The organism is Devosia sp. Root685, from assembly GCF_001427875.1.
GTDB lineage: Bacteria > Pseudomonadota > Alphaproteobacteria > Rhizobiales > Devosiaceae > Devosia.
This window is the reverse complement of record NZ_LMHK01000001.1, coordinates 1,098,665-1,117,599: the sequence shown is the minus strand read 5'-3', so window position 1 is coordinate 1,117,599 and position 18,935 is coordinate 1,098,665. Positions and strand designations below refer to the sequence as shown.

The window sequence follows — 18,935 nt, the reverse complement described above, 5'->3', positions numbered from 1 at the left end:
AACTGTCCGGGACCTTCGGGTTCCGTACGATCAGGAGCTGCGGCGGGTGTTGTTCCCCAGGCCCCGCCCGGCTACGCGAGGATTGGACAGATGATATATATCTTGCGGCGCGTCGCCTTTTACCTGGCAGCCTTCTTCGTGGCGGTGACGCTCAATTTCTTCATCCCGCGCATCATGCCGGGCGACCCATCGGCACGCATCATTGCCTCGTTTCAGGGCCGTCTCAACGATGCCCAGGTCGAAGCCATCCGTGCCTCCTACGGCACCACCGGTTCTCTATGGGAGCAATATATCGGCTACGTCGGCCAGGTGCTGCGCATGGATTTCGGCATTTCGACCGTCCAGTTCCCCGAACCAACCTCGTCACTGCTCTTCTATGGCGCGACCTGGACCCTGGTGCTCGTGGGCATTGCCATCACGCTGGCCTTTCTGATTGGCACGATGATGGGCATTCACGCCGCCTGGAACCGCGGTGGGTTTTTCGACAGCGTCTTTACGCCGATCAATGTCATGCTCAACGCCTTCACGCCAGCCGTTGTTGCGCTGCTGTTGTTCTACGCGTTTTCCTTGCAATTACAGTGGTTTCCGCTGGGCCGAGCGCATTCGACGGGACTTGTTCCCTCCTGGGATCCGCAGTTCATCGGCAATGTCCTCTATCACGCGACGCTGCCGGTGCTGTCCATTCTGATCGTCAGCTTTGGCGGCTGGCACCTGGGCATGCGCAACGTCATGATCAATCTTCTCAACGAGGATTTTGTGATCCTGGCGCGCGCCAAGGGCCTGAGTGATCGCCGCATCCGCTACCGCTACGTCGCGCGCAACGCCATCCTGCCGCAGATTACCTCGCTGGCCCTTTCGGTCGGCTTCCTTCTCGGGGGGGCACTCGTGACCGAGCAGGTGTTCAATTATCCCGGCCTCGGCAAATTCACCGTCACCGCCATCGAAAGCCGCGACTATTCCTTCATCCAGGCGCAATTGCTGCTTCTGACTATGTCGGCATTGGTGGCCAATCTTCTCTCCGACATCGCCAATGTCATACTCGATCCACGCTTGCGAAAGGGCTGATCCATGGCTGACATCACCCACACACCGCCCTTGACGCTGCTGGACCGTCTCGACGAGGCGGCAATCGCCAGCGCCGCGCCCAGCCAGGCCGAACTCATGCGTGAACTGCGCATCAAGGGGCGGCCCGGATGGACCAGCAAATTGCCGCCGTCGCTGGCCGCTTTCGTCACCAATCCAAAGGGCATGACCGGCGTCATCGTGCTTCTCGGGTTGATCCTTTTCGCCCTCCTGGGGCCGGTTTTCAGCGAGTACAATCCGCAGCGCCGGGCCGGAAAGCCGCATGTGGCGCCGGGTTACGAGCACGTCATGGGTACCACCCGCATGGGCAAGGACGTCTATACCCAGCTCGCCTATGGCGGCCGCATGAGCCTTGCCGTCGGGTTTGGCGCAGGCCTTGCCGCGGCGCTGATCGGCCTCGCCGTCGGTATTTCCGCCGGCTATTTCGGCGGCCGCATCGACGATGTGCTGACTTTCCTCGTCAATGTGGTGCTGGTGTTACCGGGTCTGCCGCTGATTATCGTCATAGCCAGCCTGGTGGATAGTGCCGGGCCCCTGGTGATCGGCATCGTGCTGGCATTGACCGGCTGGGGCTGGCCGGCTCGTACGATCCGAACGCAAACCATGTCGCTCCGCACCCGCGAATTCATCCTCGCCGCCGAGCTCATGGGCGAAAAGAAGTGGCGCATCATCCTCAAGGAAATCTTCCCCAATATGCTGAGCTTCTTCATGGGAGGCCTAGTGCTCGGCACCATCGCGGCGATCCTTGCCGAAGCGGCGCTGAGCTTTATAGGCCTCGGTGACTCCAATGCGGTCACCTGGGGCACCATGCTCTATTGGGCGCAGAATAATATGGCGCTGCAGGTCGGCGCCTGGTGGGAAATCTGGCCGCCGGCCATTGCCATCATGCTCACTGGCGCAGCGCTGGTGATGATCAATTTCGCCGTCGATGAAATCACCAATCCACAGCTCAAAGCATCGCGAAAGATCGGCCGCATTCGCCGCTTCCTCGCGCGCCGGGGGAGAAGCGCCGATGTATTCTGATCGCGTCCTCATGCAGGTGCGTAACCTGACGGTCGACTATGTCGGCGACCATTCCGTGGCGCGCGCCGTCAACGGCATCGACTTCGATATCAGGGAAGGCGAGGCCTTCGGGCTTGCCGGGGAATCGGGCTGTGGCAAGTCCACCGTGGCCTTCGCCCTGGCGCGGCTGACCCGTCTCCCGGGCCTCGTCTCCGGCGGCGAGGTTCGGCTCAATGGCGAGGACGTTCTCAAGTTCGATAAGGCCCGGCTCAAAGCCTATCGCTGGAACGAGGTGAGCTTCGTTTTCCAGTCCGCCATGAACGCACTCAACCCGGTCATTCCGGTCAGCGAGCAGATCATGGACGTCATCGAGACACACCAGCCCGATCTTGGCGCCGAAGGCGCCCGCAAGCGTGCGTCCGAGCTATTTGATCTGGTCGGTATCCCCTCCAGGCGCCTCGACGACTACCCGCACCAGTTTTCGGGCGGCATGCGCCAGCGCATTTGCATCGCCATCGCATTGGCGCTGCAGCCGCGCCTCATCATCATGGACGAACCGACCACAGCGCTTGACGTCGTCGTGCAGCGCGACATCATCGAACAGATCGTCGAGCTCAAAGGCCGCTTGGGCTTTTCGGTGCTGTTCATCACCCATGACCTGGGCCTGATGATCGAATTCTGCGACCGCATCGGCGTCATGTATTCGGGCGAGCTTGTCGAAGTTGCACCGGCCGAAGCGATCCTGACCAATCCGCGTCACCCCTATACCCGGGCGTTGGGCAACAGCTTTCCGCCGTTGATCGGTCCGCGCCTGCGCATGGAAGGCATTCCCGGCACCCCGCCGGACCTGCGCTCACTGCCCGAAGGCTGCCGTTTCGCCCCGCGCTGCCCACACGCTATGGACGTCTGCCGCTCGGTCGCCCCCGAGCTACGCGCCTATCCAGAACTTCGAAGCGAGGCCGCATGTCACTTGCTGAACTAGAAATGCCCCTTGCGGTGACGTCAGGTATTGAGGCGCCGGTCATCGAAATGGACGCGGTCGATAAGGAATTCGTCCTCGGCGGCGCCTTCCTGAACCAGACCTTTTTGAAGGCATTGTCCGGCGTTTCGCTGCGGCTCTATCGCGGCAAGGCTCTGGCCCTGGTCGGCGAGTCGGGTTCGGGTAAATCCACCTGCGCCCGCATGCTGGCCCGCGCCTATGAGCCTACCGGCGGCGCTATCCGTTTCCACGGCGAGGATATCAGCCAGTTCAAGGGTCAGCGCCTGCAGCGCTATCGGGCCGAAGTGCAGATGGTGTTCCAGGATCCGTTCGGCTCGCTCAATCCCACGCAGAGCATCGGCTATCATCTGGAAAGACCGCTGCGGCTGCATCGGCCCGACCTGCACGGCCGGGCAGCGATCGAAGCGGAGATGCTTTCCCTCCTCGAAAGTGTTGGCCTCAGGCCTGCCGCCGACTATCTGACGCGGCGCCCACATGAGCTGTCGGGCGGTCAGCGCCAGCGCGTCGCCATCGCCCGCGCGCTATCGGTGCAGCCGCACGTATTGCTGGCCGACGAACCCACATCGATGCTCGACGTATCGGTTCGCCTTGGCATCCTCAATCTACTCGAAGATTTGAAACAACAGCGCCAACTCGCCGCGCTCTACATCACCCACGACATTGCCACGGCTCGCTATTTCGCCGAGGAGGCCGCGGTCATGTATGCCGGTCACATTGTGGAGCAGGGGCCGAGCCAGGAGATCACCGACAATCCCCGCCATCCCTATACGCAACTGCTGATCGAGGCTGTCCCTAATCCGCACCGCAAGATCGGCGTCGCGCCCGGCCGGCGCGCCACCGACATTCCGCTCAGAACCCGGTCGAGCCGCGGTTGCCCCTTCGTCAGCCGCTGCCCCAAAGCCACTTCGATCTGCTCGGAGACCATGCCCGAGCCCATCCTGGTCGGGCCAGGTCACACCGCTCGCTGTCACCATGTATAAAATTGATCGGGGTCAGGCTTTAGCGAGGATTCGATACCTTTGATCTAAGGCTGCGATATCGCTGCGGCGTCAGGCCGACCACCTTCTTGAAGATGGTCGAGAAATATTGGCTCGACGAGAAGCCCAGATTCATCGCGACATCGGTTATCGTTAGATCGTGTTCGATAAGCATGTGCTTGGCTGCGGTAATCCTTAGCCGCTGATGATAGCGGGCAGGGGGCATTCCCGTTTCTTTGTGAAAGAGCTCATGGAAATAGCCGGTGCTCAATTGCACGAGCTTGGACACTTCATCGACATGCACCTCTCGTTCCACATTGGCCGAAAGGTAAGCGACGGCGCGACGCGTGGTGCTGGAAACCTGCTTTTGCTGGTTTCGTTCGTAGTCGCGCAACATCAGTATCAATATCTGGTGAAAGAGTGCCCGGGAGTATTCTTCGGAAAAACGCGCGGGATCGCGCTGTTGCTCCAGGAGCCCGACAAACAAATCCCGCAAAGCAGGGCTGCCGGGAAAGTGATGCACCTTGATCGCCCGGAACGCCTGAGCCAGCGCAAGCGTCGTCTCCTCGGTGAGGCCCGGCAACGCCCCTTCGTTTGGGAAGCGGAAGCGTAGCCAATACCGGTGGCAGGGGTGAACAATGGCGCTGGCGCCTCCTTGCCAGTCCCCTGGCTGATCAATGAGAACGCTGTGAGGCGCCGCTTCCTGGAGATGCCCCCCATCCCACCACTCGACGCTGCCCTTTTCGAGATACCCCAACTCCATGCCGATCGATCCGTCTTGGCGGGCACCGCCCAGACGCGATTCAGCGGTGATGAATTGGCCGAGGCTTTCCAGTTCCGGCACGAGCACGAAATCGGGGCGTCGATACATTTCGAATGTCTCGATGTTCAAATTTCTCAGGCTCCGAATTCGAAAGACAGCATTCTTGTCGATCACCTACTCATGGGGCAACGCGCAATTTTGTCAAACATCGGGGCTCGGCCCCACCGCGGAAACGGCGCGAACCGCATGGAGGAGTAGGCAATGGCCAAGGTAACGGTGATAGGTGCTGGCAGTCTGTTTTTCGGTCGCCAGGCGATCTGGCAGATGGTGCATTCGCCTCACCTGAATACCGGCACGCTCGCGCTGGTCGATACCGATCCGGTGCGTCTCGAAAAACTCGAAAAGCTCGCCAAGATGGTCGTGGCAAGCGAAGGCGTATCGCTCAAGATCGAAGCGAGCCTTGATCGTCGCGAAGTGCTTCCGGGATCGGACTTCGTTGTCCTGTCTTTTGCCAAGGACACGGTGCGCTACCGGGGCCTCGATACGGTGATCTCCGAGAAATACGGCATTCGCATGTGCTCTGGCGATACGATCGGGCCGGGTGGGGTGTTCCGTGCGATGCGCGAACTTCCTAAAATCCTCGATTGCGCCCGGGATGTCGAGGAACTTTGCCCGGATGCCTGGGTGATCAATTACATCAACCCATCGACCGTCAATGGCATGGCCCTCAAGCGCTTCGCACCCAACCTGAAGAGCTTTGGTCTCTGCGACAGCCTGCATATGCCCCACGTCAAGCGGCTCTACGCGGAGCGTGCCGGGCTCGTGGCGCCGGGCGAGAAACTCACGGCCGAACAGGATGCGAAATTCGATCTGCGCATCGCCGGCGTCAATCACTTCACCTGGGTGCTGAAGGCCGAATATGATGGCAAGAACGTGATGGCGGATATTGGAGAAGCCGTCGGACGCCGGGCCGCCACGGAAACCGACGGTGGCGACAAGGGCGCCAAGGCGATCAACAACGACGCCATCGGGTACAAGCTTTTCCAGATGTTCGATAAGGTGCCAGCCTGCGTCGCCCACACCAAAGAATATGTGCGCTATTGGCAGGGCCATGGCGTGACCGAGGAAGAGATTCCCGAACTGTCCTTGTGGGAGACTGAAGCGCGCTACGCTCGCCATCGCGAGATGTGGGAGCAGATCGACGGCTTCATTTCGGGCGCCACCCCGATCGGGGATTACATGAAGACCTTCGGCCCCGATCACGCCACCGATATCATCGAAAACATGGTCGGCGGTCTCGGAAAGCCCTTCTACATCAACACGTACAACGATGGAGCGGTCGCCAATATGGCGGACGATGCCTATCTCGAACTCTTGTGCGATGTTGACATGAACGGGCCGAAGCCGAGGCCTGTCGGAGACATGCCGCGCGGTCTGCGTTCCATGCAGGAGATCGTTCTCGACACCCACGAGCTTACCGCCGAAGCCGTTGCGACGGGCGACAGAGCGCTGTTGCGCCGGGCACTCCTCGTCGATCCGCTCACCAACTCTATCGGCGATACGGAAGCGCTGATCGAGGATCTGCTCGATGCGGAGCGCGATATCATTCCCCAGCATTGGTATGGCGGACAAGGCTCGTTGCGCGCCGCAGGCTAGTGGACTGACATTTGTATAAAATTCTCCGGCCAGAAAGTCGAACGACGAGTTCTGGCCGGTTACCTTAGGCTACTGGTGCGTGAGTGCTCACAACAAGATGAGCCCACGCGCCCAAGGAGGATTGGACCGCGCTTGAGGAAGCCATGGTCCGGAACGGGAGGAAGCATGATCAGAACATTTGCGCCTACACGCCGTCAGTTTCTCAAGCTCGGTGGCGCTGCCGCCACGACGATCGCGGTATCGGGCCTTACCGGCCGGGCCTTCGCTCAGGCGTCCCAATATAAGGAAGCGCCGCAGCTTGCAGAAATGGTGGCCGCCGGAAGCTTGCCCCCGGTCGAGCAGCGCCTGCCGGAAAACCCCGTCGTGATCGAGCCGTTTGAATCGGTGGGGACCTATGGGGGACATCTGCGCACGGGCATCATCCAAAACCGTGGTTTTCAGGCCCGCTCGGCATGGGGCCCGGAGCCCATCCTGCGCATCAGCCGGGATGGCCAATCGGTCGAACCGAACCTGGCGGAAAGTTGGGAATATACCAACGATGGCAAAACCTTCGTTTTGCATCTCCGCCGCGGCATCAAATGGTCCGATGGCGAGCCCTTTGATGCGTCCGGCTTCGATTTCTGGTGGAACCACGTCAACCTCAATACGTCCCTGAGCCCAGCGCCCATGGCGCAGTTCATGGTGCAGGGCGAAGTGCCGACCTTTGAAATGGTCGACGACTATACCGTGCAGTGGACCTTCGTAGCGCCACACGCCAACCTGCCGGCACTTCTGGCGCACGGGCCAGGGGGCACCATTCCGCGCTACTTGCCGCGGCACTATCTCGAGCAGTTCCATGCTGACTTCGCTGACGAGACAGAACTCAAAGGCCGCGTTTCGGCTGCAGGCTTTTCGACTTGGGCCGAGTTGTTCAACAACCGCTCCAACGTGCAATGGTTGATGCCCTTCGATAATCCGGACATGCCTACGCTCCTGCCCTTCAAGTTGGGCCGGTCGATGCAGCTCAATGTCCTCGTCGCCGATCGCAATCCCTTCTACTGGAAAGTGGATACCGAGGGGCAGCAGCTCCCCTATATCGACGATGTCGTCTTGACCAATTACGAGAGCGGTGAGGTGCGCGACGCCGCGATCGCTGCCGGCGAGATGAACTGGGTCAATACCGATACCACCTTCACCAATCTGCCGCTTTATCGCGAAGGTGAGGAGCGCGGGAACTATTCGGTCAAGCTTTGGCTCACCGACCGCGCGGCCGAACACACGATCATGTTCAACCACTCCGCCAAAGACCCGGTGCTGCGCGAACTCTACAACGATATTCGCTTCAAGCGCGCATTCTCCCTTGCGCTCGATCGGCAGCAGATCGCTGATACTGTCTATCTCGGCTTCGCCGTGCCATCCCAGCTGCAGATGATACCAGGTTCAAAGTGGCGCAATGAAGATTGGGCGGTACGCGATACCGAATACGACCCCGATGGCGCCAATGCTCTCCTCGATGAGGCCGGCCTTTCCAACCGCGACGGACAAGGCGTCCGCCAACGTTCGGATGGCAAGCCCCTGATCCTCAACATGGACCTTCCCGTCGACGATCCTGGCAGTCTCGCAGTGGCAGAGCTGATCATCGAGTTCATGCGGGAGGTCGGCATTACCTTCAACGTCCGCACCATCGCCCGCGAGCAGATCCGCGCGCTGATCGACAACAATGACATGGAAGTGGGTATCTGGATCGGCGACAAATGCTCTGACGCCATGTTCCCGCATTCGCCGGAATGGCACGTTCCCTACCTCACCACGGGGTGGAACGTTTGGGGCATGGCATGGGCGCAGTGGTACGCCTCCAAGGGTCAGCAGGGCGAGGAGCCGCAGGGTGACGCCAAGCGGGTTCAGGATCTCTTCGACGAGATGCAGATCACGGTCGACGAAGCCCGTCGTCTTGAGATCGGCAACGAAATCCTCGAGCTCAACATCAATAACCTCTGGAATATCGGCGATGTCGGCCAGGTCCCGATCCCTGTGATCCTTGGGAGCAATTTCAAGAACTATCCCGAAGAGGGCTTCACCGGCTTCTCCTGGCTCGGCAACTACAATTACCACATCGAGCAGACCTATTTCGAAGGCGGTGCTTGGTCCGGCGAGCGCAACTGACACGACCTCCCCAGAGCGAGGGCGGATCACCTCCCGCCGCCCTCGACACCCCTATTGGTAAGGTGTGCCGATGCTGAACTATGCCATCCGACGCTCAGGGCAGATGCTGGTCACCGTGTTCGTGATCAGCGTGATCGCGTTCGTCGTGATCCAGTTGCCACCGGGCGATTTCGTCAATTCCTATCTCGCAACCCTGTCCGGCGGTAACATTGTCACCCAGGATGCGATTATCGCGCTTCGCTCCCAATTCGGGCTCGATGAGAACATCGTCGTCCAATACTGGCGCTGGTTCACCAATCTGCTCCAGGGCAATATGGGCATCTCCTTCCAATACCAGCGCACGGTATTGGACCTGTTGGGAGAGCGGCTGCCCCTGACCCTGGCGATCACCATCCCGACCGCGATCTTTGTCTATCTCGTCGCTATTCCGATCGGCATTTATTCGGCGGTGCGGCAATATTCGCCCACAGACTATCTGCTGTCCTTTGTGGGGTTCATCTTCCTCGCGATCCCCAATTTCCTTATCGCCATCATCGCGATCTATATCGGCTATCGATATTTCGGTGGCAGCGTTGGCGGCCTCTTCTCCCCCGAATACGAGCTGGCGCCCTGGTCGTTGGGCAAGGTGCTCAACATGCTGCAAAACATGTCGCTGGCCATCCTGATCATCGGGACCGGCGGCGTGGCAGCCACCATGCGCGTCATGCGCGGCATGCTGCTCGACGAGTTGAGCCAGGCCTATGTGGAAACGGCGCGGGCCAAGGGCCTTAGCGAGTGGCGCCTGATCATGAAATATCCGGTGCGGGTCGCCGTTTCGCCTGTGCTGTCCACAATTGGCTTCGTGCTTCCCGCGTTGATCTCGGGAACGGAAATTACCGCGACTGTGCTCAATATCCCCACGACCGGACCCTTGCTGCTCAACGCCGTTCGTTCCCAGGACATGTTTCTGGCGGCCTCGATCATCTTCGTTCTCAGCATTCTGACCGTGATCGGCACGTTCATTTCCGACCTGTTGCTCGTCTGGGCCGACCCGAGGATCAAGCTATGACAGCCGAAGCCACCACGCCAGTCGCCCCGGCGCCAGTCGCGACATCAGACGGGGTTGCCGTCCGCATCATTTCGCCGCGGCGACTGATGTGGTGGAAGTTCCGCAAGCACAAGCTCGCCGTGGCTTCCGCGATCTTCCTGATCCTTGCCTATCTCGCCACCATTTTTGCCGGCTTCGTTGCGCCCTACGATCCCGCTTCCCGATCGCGGAATCTCTACGCGCCACCCCAAGGCATCAATTTCGTCGACGAGACCGGGCAATTTCACCTCCAGCCGTTCGTCTATGGCTGGAAGATGACGCGCGATCTGAAAACGCTGAGCCCAGTCTATGTTGCCGACACCACCCAGAAATTTCCACTCCGGCTCTTCGTTCAAGGTGAACCCTATAAGCTCTTCGGGTTGATTGACGCAGACAGGCATCTCTTCGGCGTCGATGAAGGCTACTTCCATCTGGCGGGCACCGACCATTTTGGGCGCGATCTCTTCACGCGCCTGGTCTATGGAGCGCAGATTTCACTCTCGGTGGGTATCATTTCTGTTTTCCTGAGCCTCGTCCTGGGGCTGCTCATCGGCGGTATTTCAGGGCTTTACGGAGGCTGGATCGACAATTTTATCCAGCGTCTGATCGAAGCGATCATCGCCATTCCCACCATCCCCCTCTGGCTTGGGCTTGCGGCCGCCGTGCCGCGGGATTGGCCGCCGCTCTACCAGTATTTCGCCATCCTCGTTGTGCTCTCGCTGATCTCATGGACCAGCACTGCACGCGTGGCTCGCGGCCGGTTCCTGGCCCTGCGAGAGCAGGACTTCGTCACCGCGGCTCGCGTCTATGGCGCGAGCCAGACGAGGATCATTGCCAAGCACCTCGTCCCCAACCTGATGAGCTACGTCATCGTCACGCTGACCCTGGCCATCCCGGGCATCATCATCGGCGAAACCGCACTCAGCTTTCTGGGTGTGGGTCTCAAGGTGCCGACCGTCAGTTGGGGCGTGCTTTTGCAGGAGTCCCAGAAGGTCCAGATCATCCAGTTCTATCCCTGGCTCTGGATCGGTCCGGCGGCGTGCGTGGTGTCGGTTGTGTTGGCCTTTAATTTTGTCGGTGACGGCGCGCGCGACGCCGCCGATCCATTCTCTCGCTAGGAGGCCGCGATGCAACCCCCCATTGCCACCGCCGATCCCATCCTCGCCATACGTGATCTGAAAAAGCACTATGGCGGCAAGAAGCACTGGACTGGTGCCGTCAGCAAAGCCATCCGCGCCGTGGATGGTGTCACTTTCACGATCTACGAAGGCGAAACCTTCGGGCTTGTGGGCGAAAGCGGCTGCGGCAAAACCACACTCGGCCGCTGCATCGCTCGTGCCCTCGACCCAACCGACGGCGAAATCATCTATTCGCCCGAGGATGGTCGCGACATCGACCTTGCGACGCTCTCGCCGCGGCAACTCAAGCCATATCGGCAAGATGTACAGATGATTTTCCAGGACCCGATCTCGTCGCTCAATCCGCGCATGACGCTGCTCGACATTATCGGCGAGCCGATGGTGGTGAATGGCCTGGCCCGCGGCAAGGAAGTCGCTCGCCGCGTTGGCGAGTTGCTGGAACGCGTGGGCCTGCGGGCCGAATATATGGTCCGCTATCCCCATGCCTTTTCCGGTGGGCAGCGTCAGCGCATCGGCATCGCCAGAGCCCTGGCGCTTAATCCTCGCGTGATCGTCTGCGATGAACCGGTGTCGGCACTCGACGTCTCCGTGCAGGCGCAAATCCTCAATCTCCTGCAGGATCTGCAGGCGGAAAAGAACCTGACCTACCTGTTCATCGCCCACGATCTTGGCGTTGTCGAATATCTCTGCGATCGGGTTGCGGTGATGTATGTGGGTCAGGTGGTGGAGCTTGCCGAAACCAGCGATCTCTTCGCCCGCCCGCTGCACCCTTATACGGAAGCATTGATGTCGGCGGTGCCGCCGGCAAATCCACGCGCCGCCAGTCAGCCCCGCCTGTTGGAGGGGGATCTCGCAAACGCGGCAAACCTTCCGCCAGGATGTCACTTCCATCCCCGTTGCGGCTATTGCGTGGAGCGCTGCCGGACCGAGGAGCCCGAGCTGCGCGAGTTCTCACCCGGACGCTTCGTCCGCTGCCATCGGGCCGAGGAATTGCGGCTCGATGGGGTCGCCGAACTTGCGGAGGCAGGCGCATGACCGACGATCGCCATCTGCTCCTTGAGATCGATGAACTCAAGACCCACTACCATACCCCCCAGGGGATCGTGAAAGCCGTCGAAGGCGCCAGCCTCACCGTGCGCGAGGGCCAGGCGGTCGGCATCGTTGGGGAAAGCGGCTGCGGCAAATCGGTGATGCTCAGGTCCATCCTGAGGATCGTGCCGAAACCCGGGCAGATCGCCTCGGGCAAAATCCGCTTCCGCCGCAAGACCGGCGAGATGGTCGATCTGACCGGCATGGATGCGAACGGACGACCCATCCGCGACATTCGGGGCGGCGAGATCGCGATGATCTTTCAGGAGCCGATGAGTTCACTCTCCCCGGTGCACACCATCGGCGATCAGATCATGGAGGCCATTCAACTCCACAAAAAGGTGCCGGCGGCTCAAGCGCGCAAAATGGCCATCGACATTCTCGCCAAGGTCGCCATGCCGCGGCCTGAGCAGATCATCGATCAATATCCGTATGAAATCTCCGGCGGCATGCGCCAGAGAGCGATGATCGCCATGGCACTGTCCTGCGAACCGCGGCTGTTGATCGCCGATGAGCCGACGACGGCTCTCGACGTGACCACCCAGGCGCAAATCCTTGCCTTGATGCGCAAGTTGCAGGCCGAGTTCGGCATGGCGATCCTGTTTGTGACGCACGATCTGGGCGTAGTGGCGCAGATGACCGAATATGTCGTGGTCATGTATATGGGGCAGGTAGTCGAAGCGGCCTCGGTCGACGACATCTTTTTCGCCCCCAAGCATCCCTACACCCACGCTTTGCTACATTCCATTCCACGCCTGGGACAGCGCACGACTGGCCAACGGCTCGAGCCCATCCGCGGAACCGTGCCCGATCCTTTCGCCCGGCCAAGCGGCTGCCCATTCCACACAAGATGCAATTTCAATGATGGTCGGCGCTGTATCAGCGAAGTTCCGGTTCTGCGCGAGGTCGGCCCCAACCATCAGGCCCGTTGCCACTATGCCGAGACACTCGCACTCGCCGGGGTTGGCGCACCAACCGAGCAGGTGCCGGCATGAGCACTGATCAGCAAAGACTGGAAAAATTCCAGCGCATCCTGCCGCGGCTCGCCTTGTTGGAGCCGCAGCCGGGCGAAGGCATCGTCATCGGGATCGACCCGCCAATGGCTGAGCTCTGCGACATCACACTCCGGCTCGTGCACGAAAGCGGCCGCACCTATGCGCAACGCGACGTCCAGCTCTCGCCCGAGGTGACGCGTATCCCGCTCGCCGCCACCCACAATCTTCCCCTCGGCGACTTTGAGGTCGTCATTACCCCACCATTGGCCGAGTACTATTCCATGACCCAGATAGAACATCGACTTCCGTTGTCGCTCGGCGGTGCTCCGGCCGCCCAAAGCGGAGCCGGCCCTGCGGCCACGCAATCGAACAAGATCGAGCAGCACCCGCTCGAAGTCAGGCCGATCACCTCCGGCAAACATCATTTCTTCGGCTATTACGACAAGTATCCCTGGAACCAGTCGGGCCGCTACCACCTCGCCCTTGAGACGGACTTCGTCGATCGCCAGCCGACCCGGGACGACGTCGCCGTCATCGGGATGATTGATACGGAGGACGGCAATCGTTGGATTCCCCTTGCCGAGACCAGCGCCTGGAGTTGGCAACAGGGCACAATGCTGCAGTGGCTGCCGTCGTCTCCTGAAGATACGATCATCTACAACGTGCGGGAGGACGATCGATTTTATGCGGTGATCCACAACGTCGTGACGGACGAGAAGCGACGCCTGTCGCGCAGCTTCTACGCGGTCGCCGAAGACTATGCGGTAGGTCTCAACTATGCCCGGCTTCATCATACGCGGCCCGGGTATGGGTATCCGGATGGCGCCGAAAACACCTTGCCCGACCCGCATCCCGATCATGACGGCGTTTATCGCATCGATCTCAAGACCGGCGAAAGCGAACTCATCATCTCGCTACAACGCCTCTTCGAAACGCAGACCATTCCGCGCATGCATCTGGGACCGCATTGGGTCAACCATCTGACGATCTCCCCGGACGGGAGCAATTTTGTCTTTCTCAATCGCTGCCAATTCGATCCCAAAGTGCGTTTCAACGATCGCTTTTATCGATCTTCGCCAGATGGGAAGGACATAAGGCTGGTTCACGACAACACCTACTTCTCGCACTTCGGTTATTTCGACGAACGGACCATCGTTGCCTATGCCCGAACGCCGGGCACGGACACCGACGAGTATGCGCTCTATGACCTCTACGAGGACAAGTTTACCCCGATCGGGCAGGAGGTTTTCTCGTCGGACGGGCACTGCTCCTTCTCGCCTGATCGCAAGTGGATGTTGACCGACACCTATCCTGACGCCGAGAGCAATCGGATTTTGATCCTCTACGAAATGGCCACCGGCCGGCGTGTCGATATCGGAAAGTTCTTTTCGCCGCCCGAGCTTAAAAATGAGATTCGATGTGACCTTCACCCCCGCTGGAGCCGCGATGGGAGAAAGGTCAGCATAGATTCAGCACATACCGGGCAGCGGCAGATCCATGTGATCGATGTGTCGGCGATCACCGGGGCCAGGAGCTGAAACGACGAGGCCGGCAGCACACTTTCCGCCGGGGCCGAACAGTTCCACGTCCATCCAATCGCTGGCGCAGCCAAGGCACTCGTGCGTCGTCGAATGAAAATGTGGATAGATATAGACGCCCGGGTAGCGCCAGTTGTTGAGCCAGAATTGCCGCGGAAGCGGTCGATTAGCGCATCCTCGCCGCAGGCACAGCGTTGCGATGAAGCAGCAAAGGGAAGCGACTATTGGGCAGGAAGCCGAACAGGTTTTGACCAGTAAAGTTCGGTCTCCATCAAGGTGCTCCTAGCCCAAGCCGGATGTATTGCAATGCGGCGGCCACCATAGCATGGTCCTCGATGTCGGGTAGGCCGCTGACTGCGGCAGCGACCCGGCTTTGACGCAAGTGGCCCAACCCGTCGAGATGCTTTTATCCGAGCGCGGCTATTCCACGCTCTTTGCGACCTAAAATGACGATCTCGACGAGGAATAGAAAACAATCTGCGCGTGCCCCAAGATGTTGCCATCATGGGCTTTGACAATATCGAATTTGTCGAGCACGCGGCCATGCCCATCTCCTCGGTCAAATACGAGGTCGATTTGGTGACCGAGCTGGCGGTGGAGCGCCTGCTGCAACTGATCGCGGCGCCGACGGCTTGCCTGAGCCGCGTGTCACCAAGTCGACCCCGATTGATTGTTTGCGACAGCACCACGGGCGGGGGAGACTAATCCCACAAACGACTTTGGTTTTCTGAGGAGGAGACGAAAATTCTAAGCGTAGAGATTACTGGCGGGCGCGAAGAGTCGGGACGCCGCCGGAAGGTGCTGCTTTATCCCGGGCAGCAGGGGGAGGACCGCGCATGACGATGAGACTCGGCGGCTACGGCATCGACTATAGGGGCGATCCGGAAGCCTATGCCCGAGAGCATGTCGCCTTCGGCTACAATGCGGCCTACATGCCCAATATCAGCGTGGACAATCGCGATGAAATCACTGGTATCACCAAGGCGATGGCCGATGCAGACGTGATCATTGCGGAGGCGGGCGCGTGGAAGAACCTGATCGCCCATGACGCGAGCCAGCAGCAGGCCAATCTAGACTACGCCGTCCATCAATTGGCGCTGGCGGACGAGCTGGGCGCGCGGGCCTGCGTTGCCTTTCACGGCACCGTGGGTCATGCGGGCGACCCTTGGCAATTGAGCGACAATTACGACTATGGTCCGCATCCCGACAATCAGAGCGAAGCGGGGTTTCAGCGGGCGGTGGATACGGCGCGCTATGTCATCGATGCGGTAAAGCCCAAGCGCACCAAATTCTCATTGGAAATGGTGCCCTGGCTTGTGACCGACACGGCGGAAAACTATCTCAAGCTGCTCAAGGCAATCGACCGTCCGCAATTCGGCGCGCATATCGATGCAGCAAATATGGTGATCAGCCCGCGTCTCTACTTCAATACCGGACGCATGATCCGCGAGGCGTTTGATTTGCTCGGGCCATGGGTTGTGTCGTGCCACGCCAAGGATATCGTGATGCAGGGTGGGCCGGGAACGATCTCGTTCCATTTCGATGAAGTGCCGCCGGGCGAGGGCAATCTCGACTATGGCGCTTATGTAGCAGAGATCCGTAAACTGGGGCGCGACGTTCCGCTGATGCTCGAACATTTTGGCGTGCCCGAATATAAACGCGGTCTCGCTTACATCAAAAACATTGCAGGCGCCGCTGTTTAGCGGATGCATCTTCCATTCAGATTTCGAGGTTTTCCATGGCTTTGACTATCCTCTTCATCGGCGGCACTGGCCAGATTTCCTACCCCTGCGTAGCCGAAGCGGTGGCTCAAGGACACAATGTCAGCGTCTACAATCGAGGCAAGCGACCCGACGCCTTGCCCAAAGGCGTGACGTCGATCGTCGGCGAACTGGCCGGGCCGGAATATGCCGAACTTGCCAAAGCCAAATACGACGTCGTTTGCCAGTTCATCGCCTTCACGCCCGACCAGGTGGCCAGGGACATCGAGGTATTCACCGGGCATTGTGGTCAATACATCTTCATCTCGTCCGCCTCGGTCTACGAAAAGCCGGCGCGTCACTATGTGATCACCGAGAAGACGCCGGCCATCAATCCCTACTGGCCCTATAGCCAGGCCAAGATCGCTTGCGAACAGTTGCTGGCAAAGTCGGATAGCCTGCCTTGGACCGTGGTGCGGCCCAGCCATACCGTGCGCACCGGCCTCCCCATCATGATGGGCGACAGCGATGTCATGGCCCGCCGTATGCTCGAGGGCGAACCCACCATTGTTGCCGGAGACGGCAACACGCCCTGGACGTTGACACGCTCAGTCGATTTCGCGGTGCCCTTCGTCCGCCTTTTCGGCAAAGCGGCCGCTCTCAACGACACTTTCCATATCACCAACGATCGCGCCCACATCTGGGACGATATCCAGAAGGCTATCGGCCGCCTTCTCGGCGTCGAGGCCAAGATCGTGCATGTTCCGACCGACACCTTGATCCGCTACAATCCCGAATGGATCGGCCCCTTGCTCGGCGACAAAGCCTGGACAGCGATCTTCGACAACTCCAAGATAAAGAGCGTGGTCGGCGACTTTTCCTGCGCAGAGAGCCTGGATGAGATTCTGGCCGAGCCCATTGCGCACCTAAAGCAGCGACTGGCCACGAACCGCCCTCCCAAAGGCGATTTCGACGCTTTGGTAGACCGCATCTGCGCGGCTCAGGCGGCATTAGGTTAGTCGCCGGCTCGGCGATTAATTTCTCGGTGGCATCACCGAATAGGCATCGCGAGTATCCATAAAGGCTAAGGCCCAAAAGCAGTTAGGCTGAGGTGGACAATCCACCTTGGCCCTTCTGTGCCTCTTACAACGTTTGGATAGAAACGCCGAAATTACCTCCATGGAGAACGCTTGCGGAACCGGAAGCAATGTGGTTATCTAGAAATTGCATACGAATGCAAAATAGAAATGCATACGTATGCATCGGCAGGGAACGCCATAGGGAAGTGCGGTTTGGCCGGAGAGAGCTGCCGCAACATTGCAAGGGTACGTAGCTGCCCAAAGCCAGGAGAACGATATGAAGCCCTTTCTTACGCTAGCCGTCTCGGCGGTTGCCTTGGCCCTGGGGGCGGGTGCCGCTTATGCCGAATGCGGCATCGAAGCCGGTTCGGTGCGAATTCTGAGCAATGATTTCGAAGCGCTACGCCTCGTCAACACCACGGCCGCAGAGTGCGCTGCCGACGGCGTGACCGTGACCGCCAACGCGACTGCCGAGCACAAAAATCTTCAGGTTCCTGCGCTCTCGATCAATCCGGCCGAATATACCGTTGCCGTGGTTGCCAACAATTCCATCGTGCCGCTGCTGAACGCTGATCTGATCCGTCCGCTCGATGATCTGGTTGCCGAATACGGCGCTTCGCTGCAGCCGAACCAGTTGATCAAGATCGACGGCAAGACCGTGGCCGTTGCCTTCATGGGTAATGCCCAGCACCTGTTCTATCGCAAGGATATTTTGGATCAGGCCGGCATTGCCGAGCCAAAGTCGTATGAAGACATTCTCGCCGCTGCCAAGGCGATCAAGGATGCGGGTCTGATGGAATATCCGCTGGCCGCTTCCGATAAGCCCGGCTGGGATCTGGCTGCCGAATTCGTCAATGCCTATCTCGGCACCGGCGGCGAGTTCTTTGCGCCGGGTTCGGCTGAACTGGCTATCGACAACGAAAATGGCCAGAAAGTTCTCGAGACCATGAAGGCGCTGACCGCCTATATGGATCCGGACTATCTGACCTTTGACGCCAATGGCATCCAGGCCGAATACAAGGCCGGCAAGGTTGCCATGATGGTGCAATGGGGTTCGCTCGCTGGCGATATGCTCAAGGGCGAAGGCGCTGCCGAAGGCGTGGTGGCGAATACAGTGATGGCTGGTGCGCCGACCATCGGTGGCGGTTCGATCCCGGCTGTGGCGCTGTGGTGGGATGGCTTCACCATTGCCAAGAATATCTCGGACGAAGACGCAGCTGCCTCGTTCCAAGCCATGGTGCATGGTATCAGCCCAGAAATGGTTGCCGCCAACCCGACCGTCGCGACTTGGCTGGTTTCCGGTTATGAGCCCGGCCCGAATGCGGTCGGCGTGATCGCCACGGCAAATGCTGGTGCCCGTGCCTACCCGATGCAGCCCTATATGGGCCTGCTGCACACCGCGCTGTCCTCGGAATTGGCCGAATTCATGGCTGGTAGCGAAGATGCCACTCAGGCTCTGTCCGACGTGAAGGCGGCCTATGACACTGCTGCCAAGGAAGGCGGCTACCTGTAAGGTTGCCATCCTGATGCGGGCTCCGTTGTTCCCTCATCCACCGAACGGCACCTCCCCCTTGATGGGGGAGGTTGGGAGGGGGTGACGAGAGCCCAAAATATCGGGGCTCCCACCCCACCCTTGATCCCTCCCCACAAGGGGGAGGGTGTCGACTGAGACATCGCGTCTAAAACGCGGAAAACTCAGCGCATAC

The 18,935-nt window shown here is 59.8% G+C and carries 16 protein-coding genes; 15 read left to right on the top strand and 1 reads right to left on the bottom strand.

The genetic code is table 11. The annotated features are described in order from the left end of the window. The first annotated feature begins 90 nt into the window (after window positions 1-90). Genes ASD83_RS05365 through ASD83_RS05350 form a run of 4 tightly spaced genes read left to right on the top strand, consistent with a single transcriptional unit; the run spans window position 91 to window position 4,065 of the window. A complete protein-coding gene (locus ASD83_RS05365) occupies window positions 91-1,065 on the top strand; it encodes an ABC transporter permease (RefSeq protein ID WP_056308628.1) in 975 nt (324 codons plus the stop codon). A 3-nt stretch (window positions 1,066-1,068) separates the two neighbouring features. Then, complete coding sequence (locus ASD83_RS05360; protein WP_244489110.1) at window positions 1,069-2,106, top strand: ABC transporter permease; 1,038 nt, start codon at window positions 1,069-1,071, stop codon at window positions 2,104-2,106. Then, window positions 2,096-3,067: an ABC transporter ATP-binding protein gene (locus tag ASD83_RS05355; RefSeq protein ID WP_056308626.1), complete on the top strand. Its 972-nt coding sequence runs from the start codon at window positions 2,096-2,098 to the stop codon at window positions 3,065-3,067. Before ASD83_RS05360 ends, ASD83_RS05355 begins: the two co-directional genes overlap by 11 nt. Beyond that, a complete protein-coding gene (locus tag ASD83_RS05350; RefSeq protein ID WP_244489109.1) occupies window positions 3,049-4,065 on the top strand; it encodes an ABC transporter ATP-binding protein in 1,017 nt (338 codons plus the stop codon). The genes ASD83_RS05355 and ASD83_RS05350 overlap by 19 nt, the downstream gene beginning before the upstream one ends. Window positions 4,066-4,084: 19 nt before the next feature. Here ASD83_RS05350 and ASD83_RS05345 read toward each other — a convergent pair whose 3' ends face one another. Then, window positions 4,085-4,954, bottom strand: coding sequence for an AraC family transcriptional regulator (locus ASD83_RS05345; RefSeq protein ID WP_156385758.1), 870 nt, complete (start codon window positions 4,952-4,954; stop codon window positions 4,085-4,087). Between the two features lie 132 nt (window positions 4,955-5,086). Between ASD83_RS05345 and ASD83_RS05340 the strand changes: the two genes are divergently transcribed. The 11 genes from ASD83_RS05340 (at window position 5,087) to ASD83_RS05290 (ending at window position 18,742) form a co-directional block, all read left to right on the top strand. Then, on the top strand, window positions 5,087-6,481 hold the full coding sequence (locus ASD83_RS05340) for a glycoside hydrolase family 4 (RefSeq protein WP_056308619.1): 1,395 nt from the start codon (window positions 5,087-5,089) through the stop codon (window positions 6,479-6,481). Between the two features lie 165 nt (window positions 6,482-6,646). Continuing rightward, window positions 6,647-8,623, top strand: a complete 1,977-nt coding sequence (locus tag ASD83_RS05335) for an ABC transporter substrate-binding protein (RefSeq protein WP_056308616.1) — start codon at window positions 6,647-6,649, stop codon at window positions 8,621-8,623. Window positions 8,624-8,693: 70 nt separating this feature from the next. Continuing rightward, the gene (locus tag ASD83_RS05330; protein WP_056308615.1) at window positions 8,694-9,671 is read left to right on the top strand and encodes an ABC transporter permease; all 978 of its coding nucleotides are present in this window, start codon (window positions 8,694-8,696) and stop codon (window positions 9,669-9,671) included. Next, on the top strand, window positions 9,668-10,807 hold the full coding sequence (locus ASD83_RS05325) for an ABC transporter permease (protein ID WP_082560964.1): 1,140 nt from the start codon (window positions 9,668-9,670) through the stop codon (window positions 10,805-10,807). The genes ASD83_RS05330 and ASD83_RS05325 overlap by 4 nt, the downstream gene beginning before the upstream one ends. 9 nt (window positions 10,808-10,816) lie before the next feature. Next, the gene (locus ASD83_RS05320) at window positions 10,817-11,863 is read left to right on the top strand and encodes an ABC transporter ATP-binding protein (protein ID WP_056308612.1); all 1,047 of its coding nucleotides are present in this window, start codon (window positions 10,817-10,819) and stop codon (window positions 11,861-11,863) included. After that, entirely contained in the window at window positions 11,860-12,912 is a 1,053-nt protein-coding gene (locus ASD83_RS05315; RefSeq protein ID WP_056308610.1) for an ABC transporter ATP-binding protein, read from the top strand. Before ASD83_RS05320 ends, ASD83_RS05315 begins: the two co-directional genes overlap by 4 nt. Continuing rightward, window positions 12,909-14,450, top strand: a complete 1,542-nt coding sequence (locus tag ASD83_RS05310; RefSeq protein WP_056308608.1) for a hypothetical protein — start codon at window positions 12,909-12,911, stop codon at window positions 14,448-14,450. Before ASD83_RS05315 ends, ASD83_RS05310 begins: the two co-directional genes overlap by 4 nt. Before the next feature lie 465 nt (window positions 14,451-14,915). Then, the gene (locus ASD83_RS05305; RefSeq protein ID WP_320409101.1) at window positions 14,916-15,155 is read left to right on the top strand and encodes a substrate-binding domain-containing protein; all 240 of its coding nucleotides are present in this window, start codon (window positions 14,916-14,918) and stop codon (window positions 15,153-15,155) included. A gap of 131 nt (window positions 15,156-15,286) precedes the next feature. After that, a complete protein-coding gene (locus ASD83_RS05300; RefSeq protein WP_056308604.1) occupies window positions 15,287-16,153 on the top strand; it encodes a sugar phosphate isomerase/epimerase family protein in 867 nt (288 codons plus the stop codon). Between the two features lie 35 nt (window positions 16,154-16,188). Then, window positions 16,189-17,169: an SDR family oxidoreductase gene (locus ASD83_RS05295; protein ID WP_056308602.1), complete on the top strand. Its 981-nt coding sequence runs from the start codon at window positions 16,189-16,191 to the stop codon at window positions 17,167-17,169. Between the two features lie 337 nt (window positions 17,170-17,506). After that, entirely contained in the window at window positions 17,507-18,742 is a 1,236-nt protein-coding gene (locus ASD83_RS05290) for an ABC transporter substrate-binding protein (RefSeq protein WP_056308601.1), read from the top strand. Window positions 18,743-18,935: the final 193 nt, after the last annotated feature.

Coding starts and splice junctions, on each gene's coding strand:
- ASD83_RS05365 (WP_056308628.1), top strand. CDS start 91: ATGATATATATCTTGCGGCGCGTCGCCTTTTACCTGGCAGCCTTCTTC.
- ASD83_RS05360 (WP_244489110.1), top strand. CDS start 1,069: ATGGCTGACATCACCCACACACCGCCCTTGACGCTGCTGGACCGTCTC.
- ASD83_RS05355 (WP_056308626.1), top strand. CDS start 2,096: ATGTATTCTGATCGCGTCCTCATGCAGGTGCGTAACCTGACGGTCGAC.
- ASD83_RS05350 (WP_244489109.1), top strand. CDS start 3,049: ATGTCACTTGCTGAACTAGAAATGCCCCTTGCGGTGACGTCAGGTATT.
- ASD83_RS05340 (WP_056308619.1), top strand. CDS start 5,087: ATGGCCAAGGTAACGGTGATAGGTGCTGGCAGTCTGTTTTTCGGTCGC.
- ASD83_RS05335 (WP_056308616.1), top strand. CDS start 6,647: ATGATCAGAACATTTGCGCCTACACGCCGTCAGTTTCTCAAGCTCGGT.
- ASD83_RS05330 (WP_056308615.1), top strand. CDS start 8,694: ATGCTGAACTATGCCATCCGACGCTCAGGGCAGATGCTGGTCACCGTG.
- ASD83_RS05325 (WP_082560964.1), top strand. CDS start 9,668: ATGACAGCCGAAGCCACCACGCCAGTCGCCCCGGCGCCAGTCGCGACA.
- ASD83_RS05320 (WP_056308612.1), top strand. CDS start 10,817: ATGCAACCCCCCATTGCCACCGCCGATCCCATCCTCGCCATACGTGAT.
- ASD83_RS05315 (WP_056308610.1), top strand. CDS start 11,860: ATGACCGACGATCGCCATCTGCTCCTTGAGATCGATGAACTCAAGACC.
- ASD83_RS05310 (WP_056308608.1), top strand. CDS start 12,909: ATGAGCACTGATCAGCAAAGACTGGAAAAATTCCAGCGCATCCTGCCG.
- ASD83_RS05300 (WP_056308604.1), top strand. CDS start 15,287: ATGACGATGAGACTCGGCGGCTACGGCATCGACTATAGGGGCGATCCG.
- ASD83_RS05295 (WP_056308602.1), top strand. CDS start 16,189: ATGGCTTTGACTATCCTCTTCATCGGCGGCACTGGCCAGATTTCCTAC.
- ASD83_RS05290 (WP_056308601.1), top strand. CDS start 17,507: ATGAAGCCCTTTCTTACGCTAGCCGTCTCGGCGGTTGCCTTGGCCCTG.